We start from the raw sequence: 14,087 nt of genomic DNA on the forward strand, positions 1-14,087 counted from the left end.
GGCTAGGCGACTTTGCCACCATGGCTCCGGGACATGACGCCTGGAGAAACGCTTGGACTATCCAGCCGTTCCTTGGTGGGTGATTGCGATGATAGCTGCACCACGGATTTTTCGCGGCTCTCCTGCTGCGCCTCGTAGTCCACCGACCGTGAAGATGAAGGAGAACCCATGAACAGCGCAACGCCAGTCATCGTTTTCGACGTCAACGAAACGCTCTCGGACATGTCGCCGATGGGGGAGCGGTTCGCTGAAATTGGCGCCCCGGCCCAGCTGGCGAAATTTTGGTTCGCTACGCTGCTGCGCGACGGCTTCGCCCTCACCGCTGCCGGCGGCAACGGGACGTTCGCGGAGATCGGCGCCGAGGTCCTGCGCGGGCTGCTGGCCGGTTCGGGTATCGATGCCAACCTGGACCGGGCTGTGGAGCATGTCATGGGAGGAATGGCTGCACTCGGGCTGCATCCTGATGTGCCGGAAGGCGTCCGGGCGTTGCGGGCAGCAGGGTACCGGCTGGTCACCCTGACCAACGGCTCGGCTCAGGTAGCGGAAAAACTCTTCACGCCGGCCGGGATCCGGGACCAGTTCGAGCGGCTGCTTTCCGTGGAGGACGCCCCCGGGTGGAAGCCGGCGCAGGCTGCCTACCATTACGCGGCGTCGGCCTGTTCGGTGGAGCCGGGGCAGATGCTTCTTGTGGCAGTGCACCCCTGGGATATCCACGGTGCGGCCGAGGCGGGCCTGGGCACGGCATGGATCAACCGGACCGGCGCCAAGTACCCGGACTATTTTGCCGCCCCCGATTACACTGTCACCACCCTGACGGAACTTCCAGAAGCCCTGAGGGGGTAGAGAGGCCGGTGAAACGGTGCGGGCGCTCGGCAAACGTCCCAAACACGACTGCGGCGGGCCCACCGAAAGGTGAGTCCCGCCGTCGGGCGTTTCCCGGTGTCACCGCAGGGGACTGTTTACACGCGTGCCTTGTGGCCCTTGGCCAGGATCAGGGCCAGGGCGATCATCCCGACGCCGAGCAGCAGGTGGAGTCCGTTGTCGAAGACGTTCAGCGGCACAAAGTCCGCGGCCGAATCCTCGGGTACAACCAGCCCGTAGACGAACAGCACCAGATAGACGACTCCCCCGTAGAGGAGGAAGGAACGGGCGCCGAGGGCGGTCCTGGCCAGCATGAGGCCGGCTGCGCCGAAGAGGAGGTGAACGATGTTGTGCAGGGCCGAGACCTGGAAGAGGCCCAGCAGCATGGCCTCGGAGTGGTGGCCGGCGAACTGCAGCTCGCTGTAGTTGCTGGTGAAACCCGGGACGAAGCCCAGGACGCCCACCAGCAGGAATACGGCGCCCACCAGCATGGACGCTTTCTGGACGTTGGTGCGGGTTGCTGTGCGGGAGTTGTGCAGGGTTGTCATATGGTCTCCTGGATGCGATATGGGTTTTCGGATCAGGGGGTGATCTCGCTGATCCAACGGGTTACGCATGCAGTTCGGCGCAACGTGGCAGTCCGGATGGCCCGGTGCGCAGGTTGATTAGGATGGAGGGTCCGGCAGGAGATTGGCCGCCAGTGTTCTGGCCATGAACCCGCCGTAGCGCTCGGCGCTCCAGCCGCGCTTGAGGATAAGGTTCTCGTAGAGTTCAGCTGAGGTGCATGTGAACATGACATCGGCTACCTCTTCCTCCGTCAGATCCGTCCTCAAGAATCCTCTGCTGCGCACCTGCCGCGCGTTGTGCAGCATCCGGCGGTACCGCGCGTCGTCCACGTCGCGCAGGAGCGAGGCCATGTCCGGGTCCCCGCTCGCGGCGGCATCCCGAATGAGAAGGAAGACAGGCGATCCGATCGGACTGACCTCGGTGATGAACCGGCCGAACTGCTCCATGAGCTCATGCGGATCCGTGACTGTGCTTTGCGCGCGGTCCGACCGCTCTTCCGCCGGGGAGCCGCCGGCTCCGAGGATGCTCTGCTCATAGATCGCCCGGACGAGCCCCGGCTTCCCGCCGAAGCCCTTGTACACGGACTCCTTCGAGACGCCGGCGGCCCGGGCGATCGCAGCTATGGTGGTCCGGCCATATCCCTCCGCCAGGAACAGTTCGCGCGACTTCGCAAGCACCTCCTTCCTCGCCTCCTCGGCCGATTCCTGGCGGCGTTGGGCGTTGTAGGTGCGGGGACGCGCAGCCCGACGATGCGGTTCGTTGACCACGGATCCCATCGGGAATAGACTCCTGAGAGCAGTTAATTACAGCTGACTGTATCAAATTCAGCGTACCAGCCTCTCCGCCTCCAGCGACGGTCAGATCGAAGGAGCAGATCATGGACGCATCAGGAATAGGCATCCTTCCGGAAGGTCCCGTACGGCGCATGGTGGCCGCGGCAAACCGCCACGATCTTGAGGGGATGGTGTCCGAGTTCGACGAGGACTACGAGAACACCACGCCCGTGCACCCGGCACGCAGCTTTAAGGGCTCAGCCCAGGTGCGGAAGAACTGGGCCGCACTCTTCGCCGGCCTGCCGGACCTGAGCCTCACAGTGCACGACGCAGCGACCGGCCCGGGCAACAAGGTCTGGATGGAATGGAGCAACCGCGGCACCCGGCCGGATGGCTCGGTCACCAGGTCGGCGGGGGTCGCCGTCCTCACCGTTCGCGAGGACAGGATCGCCGCGGCGCACTTCTACCTTGAACCGGTGGACCACGACTCCGGGGACGTGGATGAAGCCATCGGCGTGGCGATCCGCGGGGCAGCCGGAGGCGGTGACCGGTCATGATCCTGGTGGTCGGCGGCACGGGCCGTCTTGGCCGCGCCCTGGTCCCGATGCTGGCAGGCGCCGGCCACCAAGTCCGCATCATGGCGCGCGGCGATTCCCAGCCCTTCCCGGACACGGCGAGCGACGGCGTCGAGCCCCTACGCGGGGACCTCGTCTCCGAAGCGGACTGCCGGAAGGCGGTGGCCGGATGCACGGCGGCCGTGTTCGCGGCTTCGGGATTCGGCATCAAGGGCTCTGACCCGCGCGCCGTGGACCGCGATGGCGCCATCAGGTTGGTCCGTGCTGCGGCGGAGGCCGGAGTGGAACAAGTGATTATGATGTCCATGCATGGCGCCGCCCCCGACGGACCCATCGACTTCCTGTGCTGTAAGGCCGCGGCCGAGGAGTCCGTCGGCACCTCCGGCATGGCATGGACCGTGATCAGGATAGGCCCGCTCCTCGAGCAGCGCCTTGAACTGATGACCGCGCCGCTCGAACCCAAGGGCAAGGTGCTCGTGTTCGGATCGGGGACCGCCTCTGTCACTTACACGTCGGTCCGGGACGCGGCCGCACTCGCCCTTCGTGCGATCACGGACCCGGCGCTGCGGAACCGTGTCATCGAATGGGGCTCGCAGACTCTGACGGCTAACGAAGTGGCTCAGGCTGTGCTGGCGCGGGTAGGCCACGGGGCCGTCCAACGGATCCCGCCCGCTGCCGAGCGCCTCCTGTCCGTCGTAGCCAGGCCGTTCTCACCGTTCCTCGCCCGCGTATCACAGGCCGGGATCTGGGAGGAATCGGGAGCCGTCGCCTTTGAGTGGGCTCCGGCCCGCGCGGAGTTCCCCGACATTCCCGTCACGGGCCTGAGTCAGGCCCTGGGAACATTGGTACCAAAGGAATCCGGCTGACCGCCCTGGCAGCCAGGTGCGCTGACAAACTGCATGCATGACCAGAGGCACTTGGCAGTCAGGGTGAAAATTCCGCGCCGATCGCGTTGGCTATTACGACGTAGGTTTGCCTTCGGCGCATGTCACCTATTCCGGACGCTCCAGCCATTGGTCCACGCCCCTGTTGCGGTGGAGCAATCTCTCGCCGTCTTTCTCGGCATCGCACGCTGACCATCGGCCTTAGCGCAGTCGTTTCAGCGCCCAGTCCCAAGTAACCAGCTCCTGCTCCAGGCGCAACTTCTTTCCGTAGCTGTCGTTGCAGAGGGCTTCGTAGACCTCTTTTTCCCCGGCTGTCAGCTTGGTCAGCTGAGCTTTCGACGGCGTTGGTTCCGATCCCCACCCGTCCCGGTGTGCCAGCAGGGTTTCCGCATCCATCAGCACACTCTCAACATGCGGGTGCACGGCCCTGAGCTGGTCCAGGATCCGGAAGCCGTGGGTGTCGATGTCGCCCCAATAAAGGACTCGGCAGCCGCGCAGCCATGCAGTGTGCCGCAACGAGGTGAACCCGTAGCCGCCCCCGTACAGAGCCAGGCACCCGGGCTGCTCCGGCAGGGCAAGGAAATTCACCTGGTTCTCCGTTGCGATCACGGTTTCCACCGGCAACCGCAACGAACTGAAGGCCTCGGCAGTGACGGTGATGTCACGGGCACCGCCGAACAGGTCCAGGTCCGGATCCAGGAGCCGGAACCGCACCAGCTCCGGCGGATGCAGGAAGCCGTGCCGCCGCGCAAAACGTGCCGCCGGCGTGCGGCCTGCCCCCTCCTCCAAGGCAGCGTCCGTCGCGGCGAACCCGCCCGGAGGATCCTCGACGCTGACGTCGTCCACGTCCGCGTCCTGAATGGCGGAAACCGGCCCGACGGCGGCCTGCAGCTGATCAATAACCTGCCGGTGCTGCTCGATGAACTTGGTGTGAACGCCGGGAAGGCTCAACTGCCGGACGTAGATGCCGGGTTCGGGATTGTCCCGCAGCCACAATGCCACCCGCGCCGCCGTCAGCGCATCAGCTCCCAGCTCCAGGAGTTTCAGCGGCCGCCTCGCAGCCCAGCCAAGGAGCAGCGGTTCCAGCCCGCCCAGGTCCGCGGCGAGCCGGCCAAATTGGGCAGCTTCCCTGCCCTTTCCGACGAATCCGATCTCGTCCTCCACGGTCGGAAACACAGCGGCCGCAGGTATCCGGTTGGACCCCACCGTCCGGCGCCCCACCTCCACCGTCTCCAGCCCGTACGCACCAGCCGCGGCGGAAAGCTCCGCCGCCCACGCACGGACAGCACCGTAATCACTCAACAATTCGGCCGCCGTCGGGCGTTTCAGCGGCCGGCGCCGCGGATATACACCGGACGGCTCCAGTAGCTCCCGCAGCAGCCCCCCTCTGTTCCAGGCCTTTAGTGATTGCGCCCGCAGCCCCGCCAGCGTGGTCCAGCCGTGAGCATGGCCCGCGTCACCGGCCACGCCGGTCCTTTTCCTCGCGGTACTCCTGGATGGTCATGTTGCGCAGCTGGGAGTCGTCGCCGTTGGTGTTCGCCACAAACCCCACGTGCGAGACGAACGGCTCGATCACGTGGATCTTCTGCAGCGGAGTGACGATCAGCAGCTGCAGCTTCATCCGCTGGAAAAGCTCCAGCCCGTACCGTGCCGACTCGTCCGAGCCACGGCCGAACGCCTCGTCAATGACCACAAACCGGAAACTCCGGCCGCTGCCCGCGTTCCGGCCCGCGCCTTTGCCGGACCCGAGCCCGAACTGGAACGCCAGCGCCGCAGCCAGGATGGTGTACGCCAGCTTCTCCTTCTGCCCGCCGGACTTGCCGCCGGAATCCGTGAAGTGCTCGTACTCCTCGCCGGTCTCCGTCCACTTCTCCGACGCCGAGAACGCGAACCAGTTCCGCACATCCGTCACCTTCGCAGTCCACCGCTCGTCCAGCGTGGTCAGCCCGTCGCGGCCCCGGAACCGCTCGATCAGCCGCTCCACCTGGAGATACTTCTGCTCCGAGTACTGGTCCTCGTCACCGATGGTCCCCTCCGAGCACGCCCGCAGATCACTGCCGAACTCGCGCACGTCCTGGTCCGACGTGCTCTGGTGCTCCAGCTGGATGTGCCGGCCCGTGTTGTACGGAATCCCCGCCAGCGACTGGTTGATTTCGCCGATCCTGTTCACAATGTCCTGCCGCCGGCTGTCCAGGAACGCGTTGAACGCCACCACCTCGTGGATGGTGTTCTGGTTCAGCGACTCCTTGAACCGGGCCTCGAACCGGGGAAGGTCGTTGCCCTCCAGCTGCTCCAGCAGCCGGTTAAAGTCCGCCGCGGCCTCCAGTGACGCGTCGATGTCCGTGGTTTCGTTCGGGTAATTGTTGCGGAAGTCCGCCATCTGCCTGACCGTGCTCTCGGCCGCCCTCGCGATCCGCTTGGACAGGGCGTCGATCCGCTCCGTCAATCCGCTCCGCACCGTGCTTTCCACGGTGCCCGTGTTCCGGTAGGTGAGCGGCTTGTCGCCGAGCGCCTCCGCAGTGAGGCGTCCGACGGCGGCCAGCACCACGCCGTCGTCCGTTACCGGCGTCCCGGCCAGGACGGCGCGGCACTCATCGATGGCCTCGGCGATGTCGCGGGCGTCCTTCTCATTGGCGCCGAGCCGCTGCTGCAGCTTCCCGCCCTTGTCCTCCAGACGGCCCAGATCGTCCGTCACCTGGGCCTGCTTGGCCATCAGCTGCTGCAGGACGTCGCTGGTTGACTCCAGCTCCCGCTTCTCCGCCTTGAGGTCCTCGATCCGGCGGGCCGTGAGCTGCCAGCTGATCTCGCCGAAGTCCTGCACCGAGCCGATGATGCCCAGCTGCCGGTTCTGCCGGCCCAGCGATCCCAGCTGGTCATTGACCTTGCCGAGCTCCGTGGCCACCACCTTGAGCCGGCCCTGGACCTCATCCTGCTCGGCGCGGAAGCGGGCCATTTTGTCGTGGTTGTCCCAGCCCAGGACGTAGTTGCGCCGGTCCGCGAGGTCCTTCCGGTCGTCCTTCTCGTGTCTGCCGCGGCCGCCCTTGAGCTGGCCGTTGGCCGTCAGCGCCTTGGGGTAGCGGCGGAAGTCTGCGAGGTTCTCGCAGCAGAAGTAGTCGAACCGGCTGCTGAGTTCGTCCTGCAGGAAGTCGCGGAACGGTGTGCCCTGCTTGATGGCGATCTTGGCCGCGAGTGTCCCAAGCTCCGCCGGTTTGGGCGCGTACGAATCGCCGATTTTTAGGTAGACGAGCCGGCCTCTCAGGTTATTTGAATCAACCCAGGTGCTGACGGCGGCGTAGTGCTCTGCCGGCACCAGGAGCGAGAGCGCAAACCCGTGCAGCGTGCGTTCGGCAGCACCTTCCCAGGCGGACTCGCCGTCGCGGATTTTGAGGAGCTCGCCCACGTAGGGCAGGTCGGTGTCCTTGATCCCGGTGCCCTCGCAAAGCCGACGCCGAATGTCCAGCTGGGGGAGGGGGATCAGGTTGCGCCGGGCCTGCAGGCTGGTGAGCTCGGCGGCGATGTCCGCGGCCTGGCCGGTCAGCACGGTCCGGGTCATGGTCAGCTCGGTGCGCCGGTCCTGCAGCTCGTCCGACGCCTTGCCGAGCTCGGCCTCGACTTCGGCGAGCCGGGCCCGGTTGGCATCGAACAGTACCCGGTCCTCCGGGGCCTGCAGCCCCAGGTCAGCTGCGGCGGCGGTGTACGTCTCGAACCGTTGCCGCTGGGCCGCGGACTCGGCGCCGAGCCGGGACAGGTCGGCGTCGATGGCTGCCAGCCGGCCGCCGCCGTTGGTGCGGATGTCCTCTTCCACGCCGGCGAGGTCGCGGCGCAGCTGGGTGGTTTCGCCCTTGAGCCGGGCGGCATCCTCCTGCAGCCGCACGCCGGTCTGTTCCAGCTCGGCCTGGTGCTCCAGGCTCAGCTGCAGCTTCCGGTCCGTGAACCAGGGATGCAGCTGGTCGCGCTGTTTCCGTGCCAGGTCGTCGTCTGCGCTGAGATTAGCGTGCTGGGCGGCGCCTTCCTTGATGGGCGTCAGCAGGGCGATCTGGTCCTTGGCGCGGAGGACGGCGTCGTGGGCTTTCTTCAGGTCATCGAAGTGGTGGATCAGGTTGGTGATCCGGGTGGCAACATCGTCCTCCTCGAGCATGTTGCTGCGCACAAACGAGGTGATGTTTTCCACCTGCTTCATGGACACGGTGCGGTGGAACAGCTCCATGGCCTGGTTGCCGCTGATTCCGAACTGCCGCTTGAACGCAGCCGAGTACGGCTCGAACGAGTCGTGAACCGAAGCCCCGGCGGCGCGGAGCTTCTTCTTGAGCTTCAGCGGGTCCTGGCCGAAGTTGCTGAAGTCCGCCGCGATGGACTGCTCTGCCTCCGCGAGCGAGTAGAAACGGTTGGGCTGCCCGGCCTCCTGCGTGGCCCAGAGTGTGATGCCCAGCGTGATCGATTTGCCCAGCACGGCGTTATGGAAGATGCCAAGCACCACGGTCAGCTGGCCTGTTCCGCGCAGGGCCACCGGCTTCGAGTACTCGCCGCCGGTGCTCCGGGCGCTCTTGTGGAAGCCCCGGACGTACGACATCAGGGAGCGTTCCTTCTTCTGCGCACCGGCCGCCTTGTTGTACTCGATCTTGTGCGCCGGCAACAGCAGTGTGGTGATCGCATCCACCACGGTGGACTTGCCGGAGCCGATGTCGCCGGTGAGCAGGCTGTTCGCCCCTTCCAGCCGGAACGTGCGCACGCCCTGGTGGAACGTGCCCCAGTTGAGCAGCTCCAAACGATGCAGCCGGAAGCCGGGGGGAGTGCCGGCGTCGTCCGCTGTTTCATCCAGGCTGAACAGGCTCTCCTGCAGGTCCGTGCCGAGCTGCGCCGTCACTTGCCCTCCTCCGTTTCAGCCGCTCCGGCGGCAGGGGCCCCGGCGGGTGGCTCGCCGGCGAGGGTCGCGCGGTAGTCAGCCAGCCGCGCATCGAACTCCTCCAGCCACTGCGCATCCACGTACGCCTTCAGGATCCGGGCCACCTCGTACGTGTCCGACTGCCCCTTGAGTTTGCGCAGGAAGCCGAGCTCCACCACCTTCTTGATGTCCGTGCCCAGCCGGTCCAGGATCTTGGCCTCATTACTGGATTCGGGCAGGAAAACGGAGACCATGTCCGCGATGTCCTGCGCGGTCATGATGAGCCGGAGCTCGCTGCTGTTGGTGTCGAACTCAAGCATCCGGCCGCGCAGCAGCGCCAGCAGCAGGCTGACGTTGAACGTGAGCGTCCGGCGGGCGATGAGCCGGGGGAGCGTGCCGTCCGGATCCTCGCGCGACCGCAGGAACGCGTACCCCTCGGATTCGTCCAGGATCAGGTCCAGGCCCAGCACGGAGACGTAATCGCGGACATGGGAGGTCAGGCCGAGCAGCGACTGCCAGACCTTCTCGTCGTTTTCCGCGTAGAGCACGCCTTTGAAGAGCCTGGTGACGACGCCGGGGAGCTCCTCCGGCGTCCTTGCTTCGGTCTGGTCGGTGCTGGGATTCGCCGGGCTCATGCTGGCCTTCCGAAGATGATCTGTTCGAGGGTGGCTTCGCGGATGCTGCCGTCCGGGAGTTGCCAGGACAGTTGCTGGGACTGCTCTGGGTTGATGGTGGCCCAGTCCGACTCGGTGGCCAGCTGGTAGTACGCCACCACCTCCGCCAGGCCCTGGGAGAGCGGATACGCGGCGGTGACCTCCGCTAGGGTGGCCTGCCCGGCGTCGGAAAGGACGGCGTCGATGTTGCCCCGCAGCCGTTCCTTGTCCACATGGAACTGGCTGAACAGGGCACCCGCGTCCACGTCCGTGTCATCGGCGGTGAGGACGGCGTCGTCCACCATCACCTTCCGGCTGGGCTCATACAGGGGCCGCTCAAACGGCAGCACCACGTCCACGGACGGCGCGTCGATCTCCATGAATACGCCCGACGGCGGTGACTCCCGGGTGCCCAGCGCGCCGGATTCGACGCTGCGGATCAGCTGCATGATGCGCTTGTTCTCGAGGAAGACTTTGTCGTCAAGGAGCCGGCGCATCTGCTGGGAAAGCTGGCGGACGGTGGCCTGGGTCTGCTCGACGGCGGGCAGCCAGTCCTGGTGCAGGTTGGCCACGGTATGCAGCCCATCGGTTTTGGCGAGGGCCTCGATCTGGGTGGCGCGCTGGAGGAGGTCCTGCAGTTCGGTGCGCAGCTGCGGGGACATGAGGTAGTCCCAGAAGCCCTGGAACGTGCGGCCCTGGAGGGAGCTGCTGATGTCCTGCTGGTTGGCGAAGATGGATGCCAGCAGCTCGCCCTGGGTCCCGTACCAGGTGGCGATCTGTTCCCGCACCTGCCGGTCCAGTTTGCGGAAGTTCTGCTCCACCTCGCGGAAATCGGACAGCAGGTCCTTGGCCAGTGCGGTGAGCTGCTGGAGGTGGTCCAGCGATTCGGGTCCGGTCATGACCCGGATGTTGCCGTCGCGGATCCGCTGCATCTCGGCGTCGATCCCGTCCTTTTGGCGCTGCAGTTCGGCGAGCCTGACTTCTGGGTCCGTTTCCGACTGCTGCACCAGCTGCTTGAGGACCGCGAAGATGCTGGTCAGCCGTGACTGGGTGGCCACGAAGTCGCGGCCGCGCAGGTTTTCCACCCAGCGGACCACGTCCTCGGCCGCGGCTGTCAGGTCGTAGTGCGGCTCGTCCTCGCCGGGCACATAGTATTTCCGCAGCCAGGCCCTTTCCGGGCCGGCCCAGTCATCGAGGTATTCGCCTGCCGCACGAGGAAACTTGTCCTCACCCTCCCGGTCCCGGAGGCCGAAGAGCACGTCGTCCAGCACATCGATAAGCTGCTGCCGGCCCAGGTTGCGCTGGTTGGGTCCGGTGAACGCCGCCATGAAAAATGTCAGCGCCAGGGGGGCGTTCTGGGCTCGGAGCAGCGACCAGCCTGCATGGTTTTCACGCAGGGAATTGATGGCGTAGAAGTCCATTGGGGGTCCCGGGTTTTGTGGCTCACATCGTGTGGGACCACTCTAAGGGACGGCCACGACATTGGAGTGACGGGAAGGTAACAGGGTGCTAGCGGGCCGCGAGGTGCTCCGCCATGAACTCCGCGTCCGCACCCACTACTGACAGCGTGGCCGACAGGTGTTTGGTGAGCCACGGCAGCCCCACGGCGTACAGGCCGGGGACCTCGGTGACGCCGCGGGTATGGCGCGGATAGTTCCACTGATCCAGCACCGGTATATCGAGGAAGCTGAAGTCCAGCCCGTACCCTGTGCACCAGATGACGGAGGTAATGCCCTCGGCAGCCAGGTCCAGCCGGGCGCCCGATTCGGACGGCAGCCAGTCATCCGCAGTCACAGGCTCGGCGGGAGGTGCGTCGATGCCGGCTGCTGATATATACGCATCCGCCATCAGCTTCAGCCGCTGGCCGAACCCCGCCTCCACCAGCGCGAGACGCTGGGGGAGGTCGTCCGTGAAGACGAGTCCGCCGTCGTCCGTTCCCTCGAACCGTCCGTGCAGCCGGACGCCGCGGCGTCCCAGCCCGCGCAGGCGGATGCTGTGGCCGCCACCGTTGCCTGAGAGCAGCGGGTTGCACATGAACCGCGCGGCGGGCGAGGGGAGCTGGTCCACCTGGAGGCCGTTGATGCCGTACGCGGGGCCGTGCAGGTTCACCTGCAGGATCCAGTAAAGGATGTCCTGGCCGCGGTAACGGCGCGGGGCTTCCGGGCAGGCCGAGACGGAGAGGTGCACCTCCCGGCCGGCGTCGAGCAGGTCCTCGGTGATCTGGCCGCCTGACTGTCCCGTCCCCACCACCAGAACTGCGCCGGGCGGCAGCTGCGCGGGGTTCCGGTAATCGTGGCTGTGCAGCTGCGTGACGTGCGGTGGAAGTCCGACGGCGGCGGGCGGGATCCGCGGGAGCTGGAAGGCGCCGTTGGCGAGCACCACGTTGTGGGCCAGCCAGGCGCCCCGCCCCGTTTCCACCGCGAAGCCGCCGTCTGTCTGAGCGATCCGGAGAACCTCGGCCCCCAGCCGCACCGGTGCCGCGATCCGCTGCGCGTAGTCGCGGAAGAGACCGATCACGGTGTCACGGGGGAGGAAACGCTCCGGCTCGGTCCCGCTGTATGTCAGGTCCGGCAGCAAAAACGAGAAATTCGGCGTGTTCAGGTAGAACGAGTCCCACCGGTCCTGCCAGGCGCCGCCCAGCTTGTCCCGGCGGTCCAAAACCTGGTGCTCCACGCCGTGCTGGGTCAGCCAGTAGCTGGTGGCCAGGCCCGCCTGCCCGGCGCCGATCACCAGGGTGTGCATCTTTTCCGGGGACGCGGCGCGCGGGGTCATCGCTACTTCGTCGCGGCCTTGGCCTTGCCGGCCCTCGATGCGCCGGCCTTGGGCTCCTTCGGCGGCAGTGTGGCAACGTAACCGAAGGCTTTCTCCACCCAGGCGCGCGCCCGGGCGTCGTCGCCGTCCCCCTCCTCATTCCACATCTCCGGCAGGCCGGTGTAGCCGCCCATGGGCCGCTCCACAGGCCCGAACGGCACTGTCCGCTCGGTGCTTTCCAGGACTTCCCGGTCCTTTCCCGAAAGCTTGACACCGATGGTCGGCCCGAACAGGCCAGCGAACATGTTGCCGTTCACGAAGGCGCCCAGGTTGCCGAACATCGGCTTGACGGACACCCCGGGATGGTCCGGCACCAGCGAGCGGAACCGTTCCTTGTCGGCGTCGGACGGCTTGGGCATTTCCATGGCTCTTCGTCTCCTTGCAGCGGGATCTGAGTGCAGGATATGCCCATTCAGGAGCCCGGTCGAGAGCAGTCCCGCGAGGGTGGCTGCCCCGCCAAACCGGCCATTTCGTCAAGGTCCGAGTTCGGCACACGTTTCGACAGGCTCAACCACCGGCCTGCCGCCAGTGCCGCAGGAGAAGCTCCGCCAGGCGCTCGGGCTCGATCCGGTGGGGCGGATCAAAATGGTGGCGCTTGGGGAACACCTCCAGATGGAAATCCGGGAAGAAAACCCTTGACAGCCGGCTGGCAATCTCGCCGTAGTCATCGGGGTTGCTCAAGCCGCCGAGGGCAAAGAAGACGGGCTGGCGAAAGGCGGCCAAGCGCGCCCTGTCCAGGTCATAGGTCTTAAAGATCCGCAGGAACGCCTCGATACCCGCGGGCCGTTTCGCCATCCACGGCGGCGGGGGACCCGGCGGCGGTGGCGGAAGGACGACGTCGGGCCTAACTCCCAGCCTCATGAAGGCGGGCATGAATTGCTCCGGGGGGAGGGTTTCCAGCTGGTCGTATTTCTTCCAGAGCTCCGCGTGGGCGGGCGTCCAGTCCCAGTTGCCTGCCCAGGCGGGTTCCAGCAGCGCCAGGCTGAGGAGTCTGTCCGGGTGCTTGGCAGCGAACGCCAGCGCCGCTGCGCCGCCACCTGAATAGCCAACCAAATGGAACGTCTCCCAACCCCGCGCGTGTGCTTCGCGCAGCACTCCGTCGATCTCTGTATCCAGGCTCCAGCCGGCCGGCGGCTCATCGCCCGAATAGAGTTCGAGGTCCTTGGTGATTGCCTGCACGTCCGGCCCGAGGGCCGCGATCAGTGCGCCGTAAGCCGCCTGGGCGGGGAGCACCGAACCGGGTAGGAGGATGGCCCTAATCTGTCCCATGGGAGAACGGTACGCCTGGGCGTCCGCGGGCTCAACCATCACACCGCACTGGCCAGTGGTAAATCCTGTTCGAAATCTCCTGTAGTGTTGATCCTGTTGTTGTGTTTATGCAGTTGGTAGTTCAGGCAGTACGCGCGGTCGAAAGTCCGCGTCTTTCTGAAGTAGCGGTTTTGAACATGCCACACCGGAGGACCCGAAAGTCGGGACTTTTCCTCCACCTTCACGAAGGACAAAAATAATGGCTACTGGTACCGTCAAATGGTTTAACGCTGAAAAGGGCTTCGGCTTCATTTCCCCCGATGACTCCTCACAGGACGTTTTCGCACACTACTCCGCGATCGCCTCTTCCGGCTTCCGCTCACTCGAAGAGAACCAGAAGGTTTCCTTCGAAACCGAGCAGGGCCCCAAGGGTCCCCAGGCCGTCAACATCCAGGCACTCTAATTCCTTAGAGATTCTGGGGCCTTAGGGTTTCATTTTCAAAGCAGGGCCGGTCATTTTGACCGGCCCTGCTTTTGTTAACCCAGGCGTGCTTCAACCGCTGACCCTTGCCCGCGCTTAACCAACGAGTACAGCCCGGCGCGGGTCACTCGTCCGGGTTGGGACTGCGTACGTCCTTTGCGCCGATGTCGGCGGCCCCCAGGGCGGCCGAGGCGGCGCTGTGCGTTGTGTCGTGCTCGCGGACGCTGAGCTCCGGGTGGTGCAGGTCCAGGGCCGGCCGCTCTGAACGGATGCGGGGGAGGGACGTGAAGTTGTGGCGAGGCGGCGGGCACGACGTGGCCCATTCGAGCGAGGCGCCGAAGCCCCACGGGTC

13 protein-coding genes and 1 pseudogene are annotated in these 14,087 nt (G+C 66.0%); 4 read left to right on the forward strand and 10 right to left on the reverse strand.

What is annotated here, in order from left to right; all coding sequences use genetic code 11:
• Positions 1 to 168: 168 nt before the first annotated feature.
• Entirely contained in the window at positions 169 to 843 is a 675-nt protein-coding gene (locus tag ABIB45_RS12060; protein ID WP_354216091.1) for a haloacid dehalogenase type II, read from the forward strand.
• 116 nt (positions 844 to 959) lie between these two features.
• On the opposite strand, the gene ABIB45_RS12065 is transcribed toward ABIB45_RS12060, so the two are convergent.
• Positions 960 to 1,409 carry a DUF4383 domain-containing protein gene (locus tag ABIB45_RS12065; protein ID WP_354216092.1) on the reverse strand — a complete coding sequence of 150 codons (450 nt, stop codon included), beginning with the start codon at positions 1,407 to 1,409 and terminating at the stop codon, positions 960 to 962.
• 117 nt (positions 1,410 to 1,526) lie between these two features.
• Positions 1,527 to 2,204, reverse strand: coding sequence for a TetR/AcrR family transcriptional regulator (locus ABIB45_RS12070; RefSeq protein WP_354216093.1), 678 nt, complete (start codon positions 2,202 to 2,204; stop codon positions 1,527 to 1,529).
• 101 nt (positions 2,205 to 2,305) lie between these two features.
• Here ABIB45_RS12070 and ABIB45_RS12075 point away from each other — a divergent pair, with 101 nt between their 5' ends.
• Both ABIB45_RS12075 and ABIB45_RS12080 read left to right on the forward strand, forming a co-directional pair.
• On the forward strand, positions 2,306 to 2,758 hold the full coding sequence (locus ABIB45_RS12075) for a nuclear transport factor 2 family protein (RefSeq protein ID WP_354216094.1): 453 nt from the start codon (positions 2,306 to 2,308) through the stop codon (positions 2,756 to 2,758).
• Complete coding sequence (locus ABIB45_RS12080) at positions 2,755 to 3,642, forward strand: NAD(P)H-binding protein (RefSeq protein WP_354216095.1); 888 nt, start codon at positions 2,755 to 2,757, stop codon at positions 3,640 to 3,642. Before ABIB45_RS12075 ends, ABIB45_RS12080 begins: the two co-directional genes overlap by 4 nt.
• 219 nt (positions 3,643 to 3,861) lie before the next feature.
• Here ABIB45_RS12080 and ABIB45_RS12085 read toward each other — a convergent pair whose 3' ends face one another.
• From ABIB45_RS12085 to ABIB45_RS12115, 7 genes are all read right to left on the reverse strand, one after another.
• Complete coding sequence (locus ABIB45_RS12085; protein WP_354216096.1) at positions 3,862 to 5,127, reverse strand: Wadjet anti-phage system protein JetD domain-containing protein; 1,266 nt, start codon at positions 5,125 to 5,127, stop codon at positions 3,862 to 3,864.
• Positions 5,117 to 8,524, reverse strand: a complete 3,408-nt coding sequence (locus tag ABIB45_RS12090; protein WP_354216097.1) for an ATP-binding protein — start codon at positions 8,522 to 8,524, stop codon at positions 5,117 to 5,119. Before ABIB45_RS12090 ends, ABIB45_RS12085 begins: the two co-directional genes overlap by 11 nt.
• A complete protein-coding gene (locus ABIB45_RS12095; RefSeq protein ID WP_354216098.1) occupies positions 8,521 to 9,177 on the reverse strand; it encodes a DUF4194 domain-containing protein in 657 nt (218 codons plus the stop codon). The genes ABIB45_RS12090 and ABIB45_RS12095 overlap by 4 nt, the downstream gene beginning before the upstream one ends.
• Positions 9,174 to 10,616 carry a DUF3375 domain-containing protein gene (locus ABIB45_RS12100; protein ID WP_354216099.1) on the reverse strand — a complete coding sequence of 481 codons (1,443 nt, stop codon included), beginning with the start codon at positions 10,614 to 10,616 and terminating at the stop codon, positions 9,174 to 9,176. The genes ABIB45_RS12095 and ABIB45_RS12100 overlap by 4 nt, the downstream gene beginning before the upstream one ends.
• 88 nt (positions 10,617 to 10,704) lie before the next feature.
• Positions 10,705 to 11,967 carry a flavin-containing monooxygenase gene (locus ABIB45_RS12105; RefSeq protein ID WP_354216100.1) on the reverse strand — a complete coding sequence of 421 codons (1,263 nt, stop codon included), beginning with the start codon at positions 11,965 to 11,967 and terminating at the stop codon, positions 10,705 to 10,707.
• A gap of 2 nt (positions 11,968 to 11,969) precedes the next feature.
• Positions 11,970 to 12,371, reverse strand: a complete 402-nt coding sequence (locus tag ABIB45_RS12110; protein WP_354216101.1) for a TfoX/Sxy family protein — start codon at positions 12,369 to 12,371, stop codon at positions 11,970 to 11,972.
• Positions 12,372 to 12,513: 142 nt separating this feature from the next.
• A complete protein-coding gene (locus tag ABIB45_RS12115; protein WP_354216102.1) occupies positions 12,514 to 13,275 on the reverse strand; it encodes an alpha/beta fold hydrolase in 762 nt (253 codons plus the stop codon).
• A 238-nt stretch (positions 13,276 to 13,513) separates the two neighbouring features.
• Between ABIB45_RS12115 and ABIB45_RS12120 the strand changes: the two genes are divergently transcribed.
• Positions 13,514 to 13,717 (forward strand): cold-shock protein, encoded by a 204-nt coding sequence (locus tag ABIB45_RS12120; protein WP_024365339.1) that lies wholly within the window; start codon positions 13,514 to 13,516, stop codon positions 13,715 to 13,717.
• Between the two features lie 142 nt (positions 13,718 to 13,859).
• On the opposite strand, the pseudogene ABIB45_RS12125 reads toward ABIB45_RS12120, so the two are convergent.
• Positions 13,860 to 14,087, reverse strand: a pseudogene (locus ABIB45_RS12125) (aa3-type cytochrome oxidase subunit I); the annotation flags it as partial.

Origin of the sequence: Arthrobacter sp. UYCo732, assembly GCF_040547265.1 — a bacterium.
Classification (GTDB): domain Bacteria; phylum Actinomycetota; class Actinomycetes; order Actinomycetales; family Micrococcaceae; genus Arthrobacter.

Bases quoted from the DNA above. Each gene is read 5' to 3' on its own strand.
- ABIB45_RS12060 (WP_354216091.1), top strand. From the start codon at position 169: ATGAACAGCGCAACGCCAGTCATCGTTTTCGACGTCAACGAAACGCTC.
- ABIB45_RS12065 (WP_354216092.1), bottom strand. From the start codon at position 1,409: ATGACAACCCTGCACAACTCCCGCACAGCAACCCGCACCAACGTCCAG.
- ABIB45_RS12070 (WP_354216093.1), bottom strand. From the start codon at position 2,204: ATGGGATCCGTGGTCAACGAACCGCATCGTCGGGCTGCGCGTCCCCGC.
- ABIB45_RS12075 (WP_354216094.1), top strand. From the start codon at position 2,306: ATGGACGCATCAGGAATAGGCATCCTTCCGGAAGGTCCCGTACGGCGC.
- ABIB45_RS12080 (WP_354216095.1), top strand. From the start codon at position 2,755: ATGATCCTGGTGGTCGGCGGCACGGGCCGTCTTGGCCGCGCCCTGGTC.
- ABIB45_RS12095 (WP_354216098.1), bottom strand. From the start codon at position 9,177: ATGAGCCCGGCGAATCCCAGCACCGACCAGACCGAAGCAAGGACGCCG.
- ABIB45_RS12100 (WP_354216099.1), bottom strand. From the start codon at position 10,616: ATGGACTTCTACGCCATCAATTCCCTGCGTGAAAACCATGCAGGCTGG.
- ABIB45_RS12105 (WP_354216100.1), bottom strand. From the start codon at position 11,967: ATGACCCCGCGCGCCGCGTCCCCGGAAAAGATGCACACCCTGGTGATC.
- ABIB45_RS12110 (WP_354216101.1), bottom strand. From the start codon at position 12,371: ATGGAAATGCCCAAGCCGTCCGACGCCGACAAGGAACGGTTCCGCTCG.
- ABIB45_RS12115 (WP_354216102.1), bottom strand. From the start codon at position 13,275: ATGGGACAGATTAGGGCCATCCTCCTACCCGGTTCGGTGCTCCCCGCC.
- ABIB45_RS12120 (WP_024365339.1), top strand. From the start codon at position 13,514: ATGGCTACTGGTACCGTCAAATGGTTTAACGCTGAAAAGGGCTTCGGC.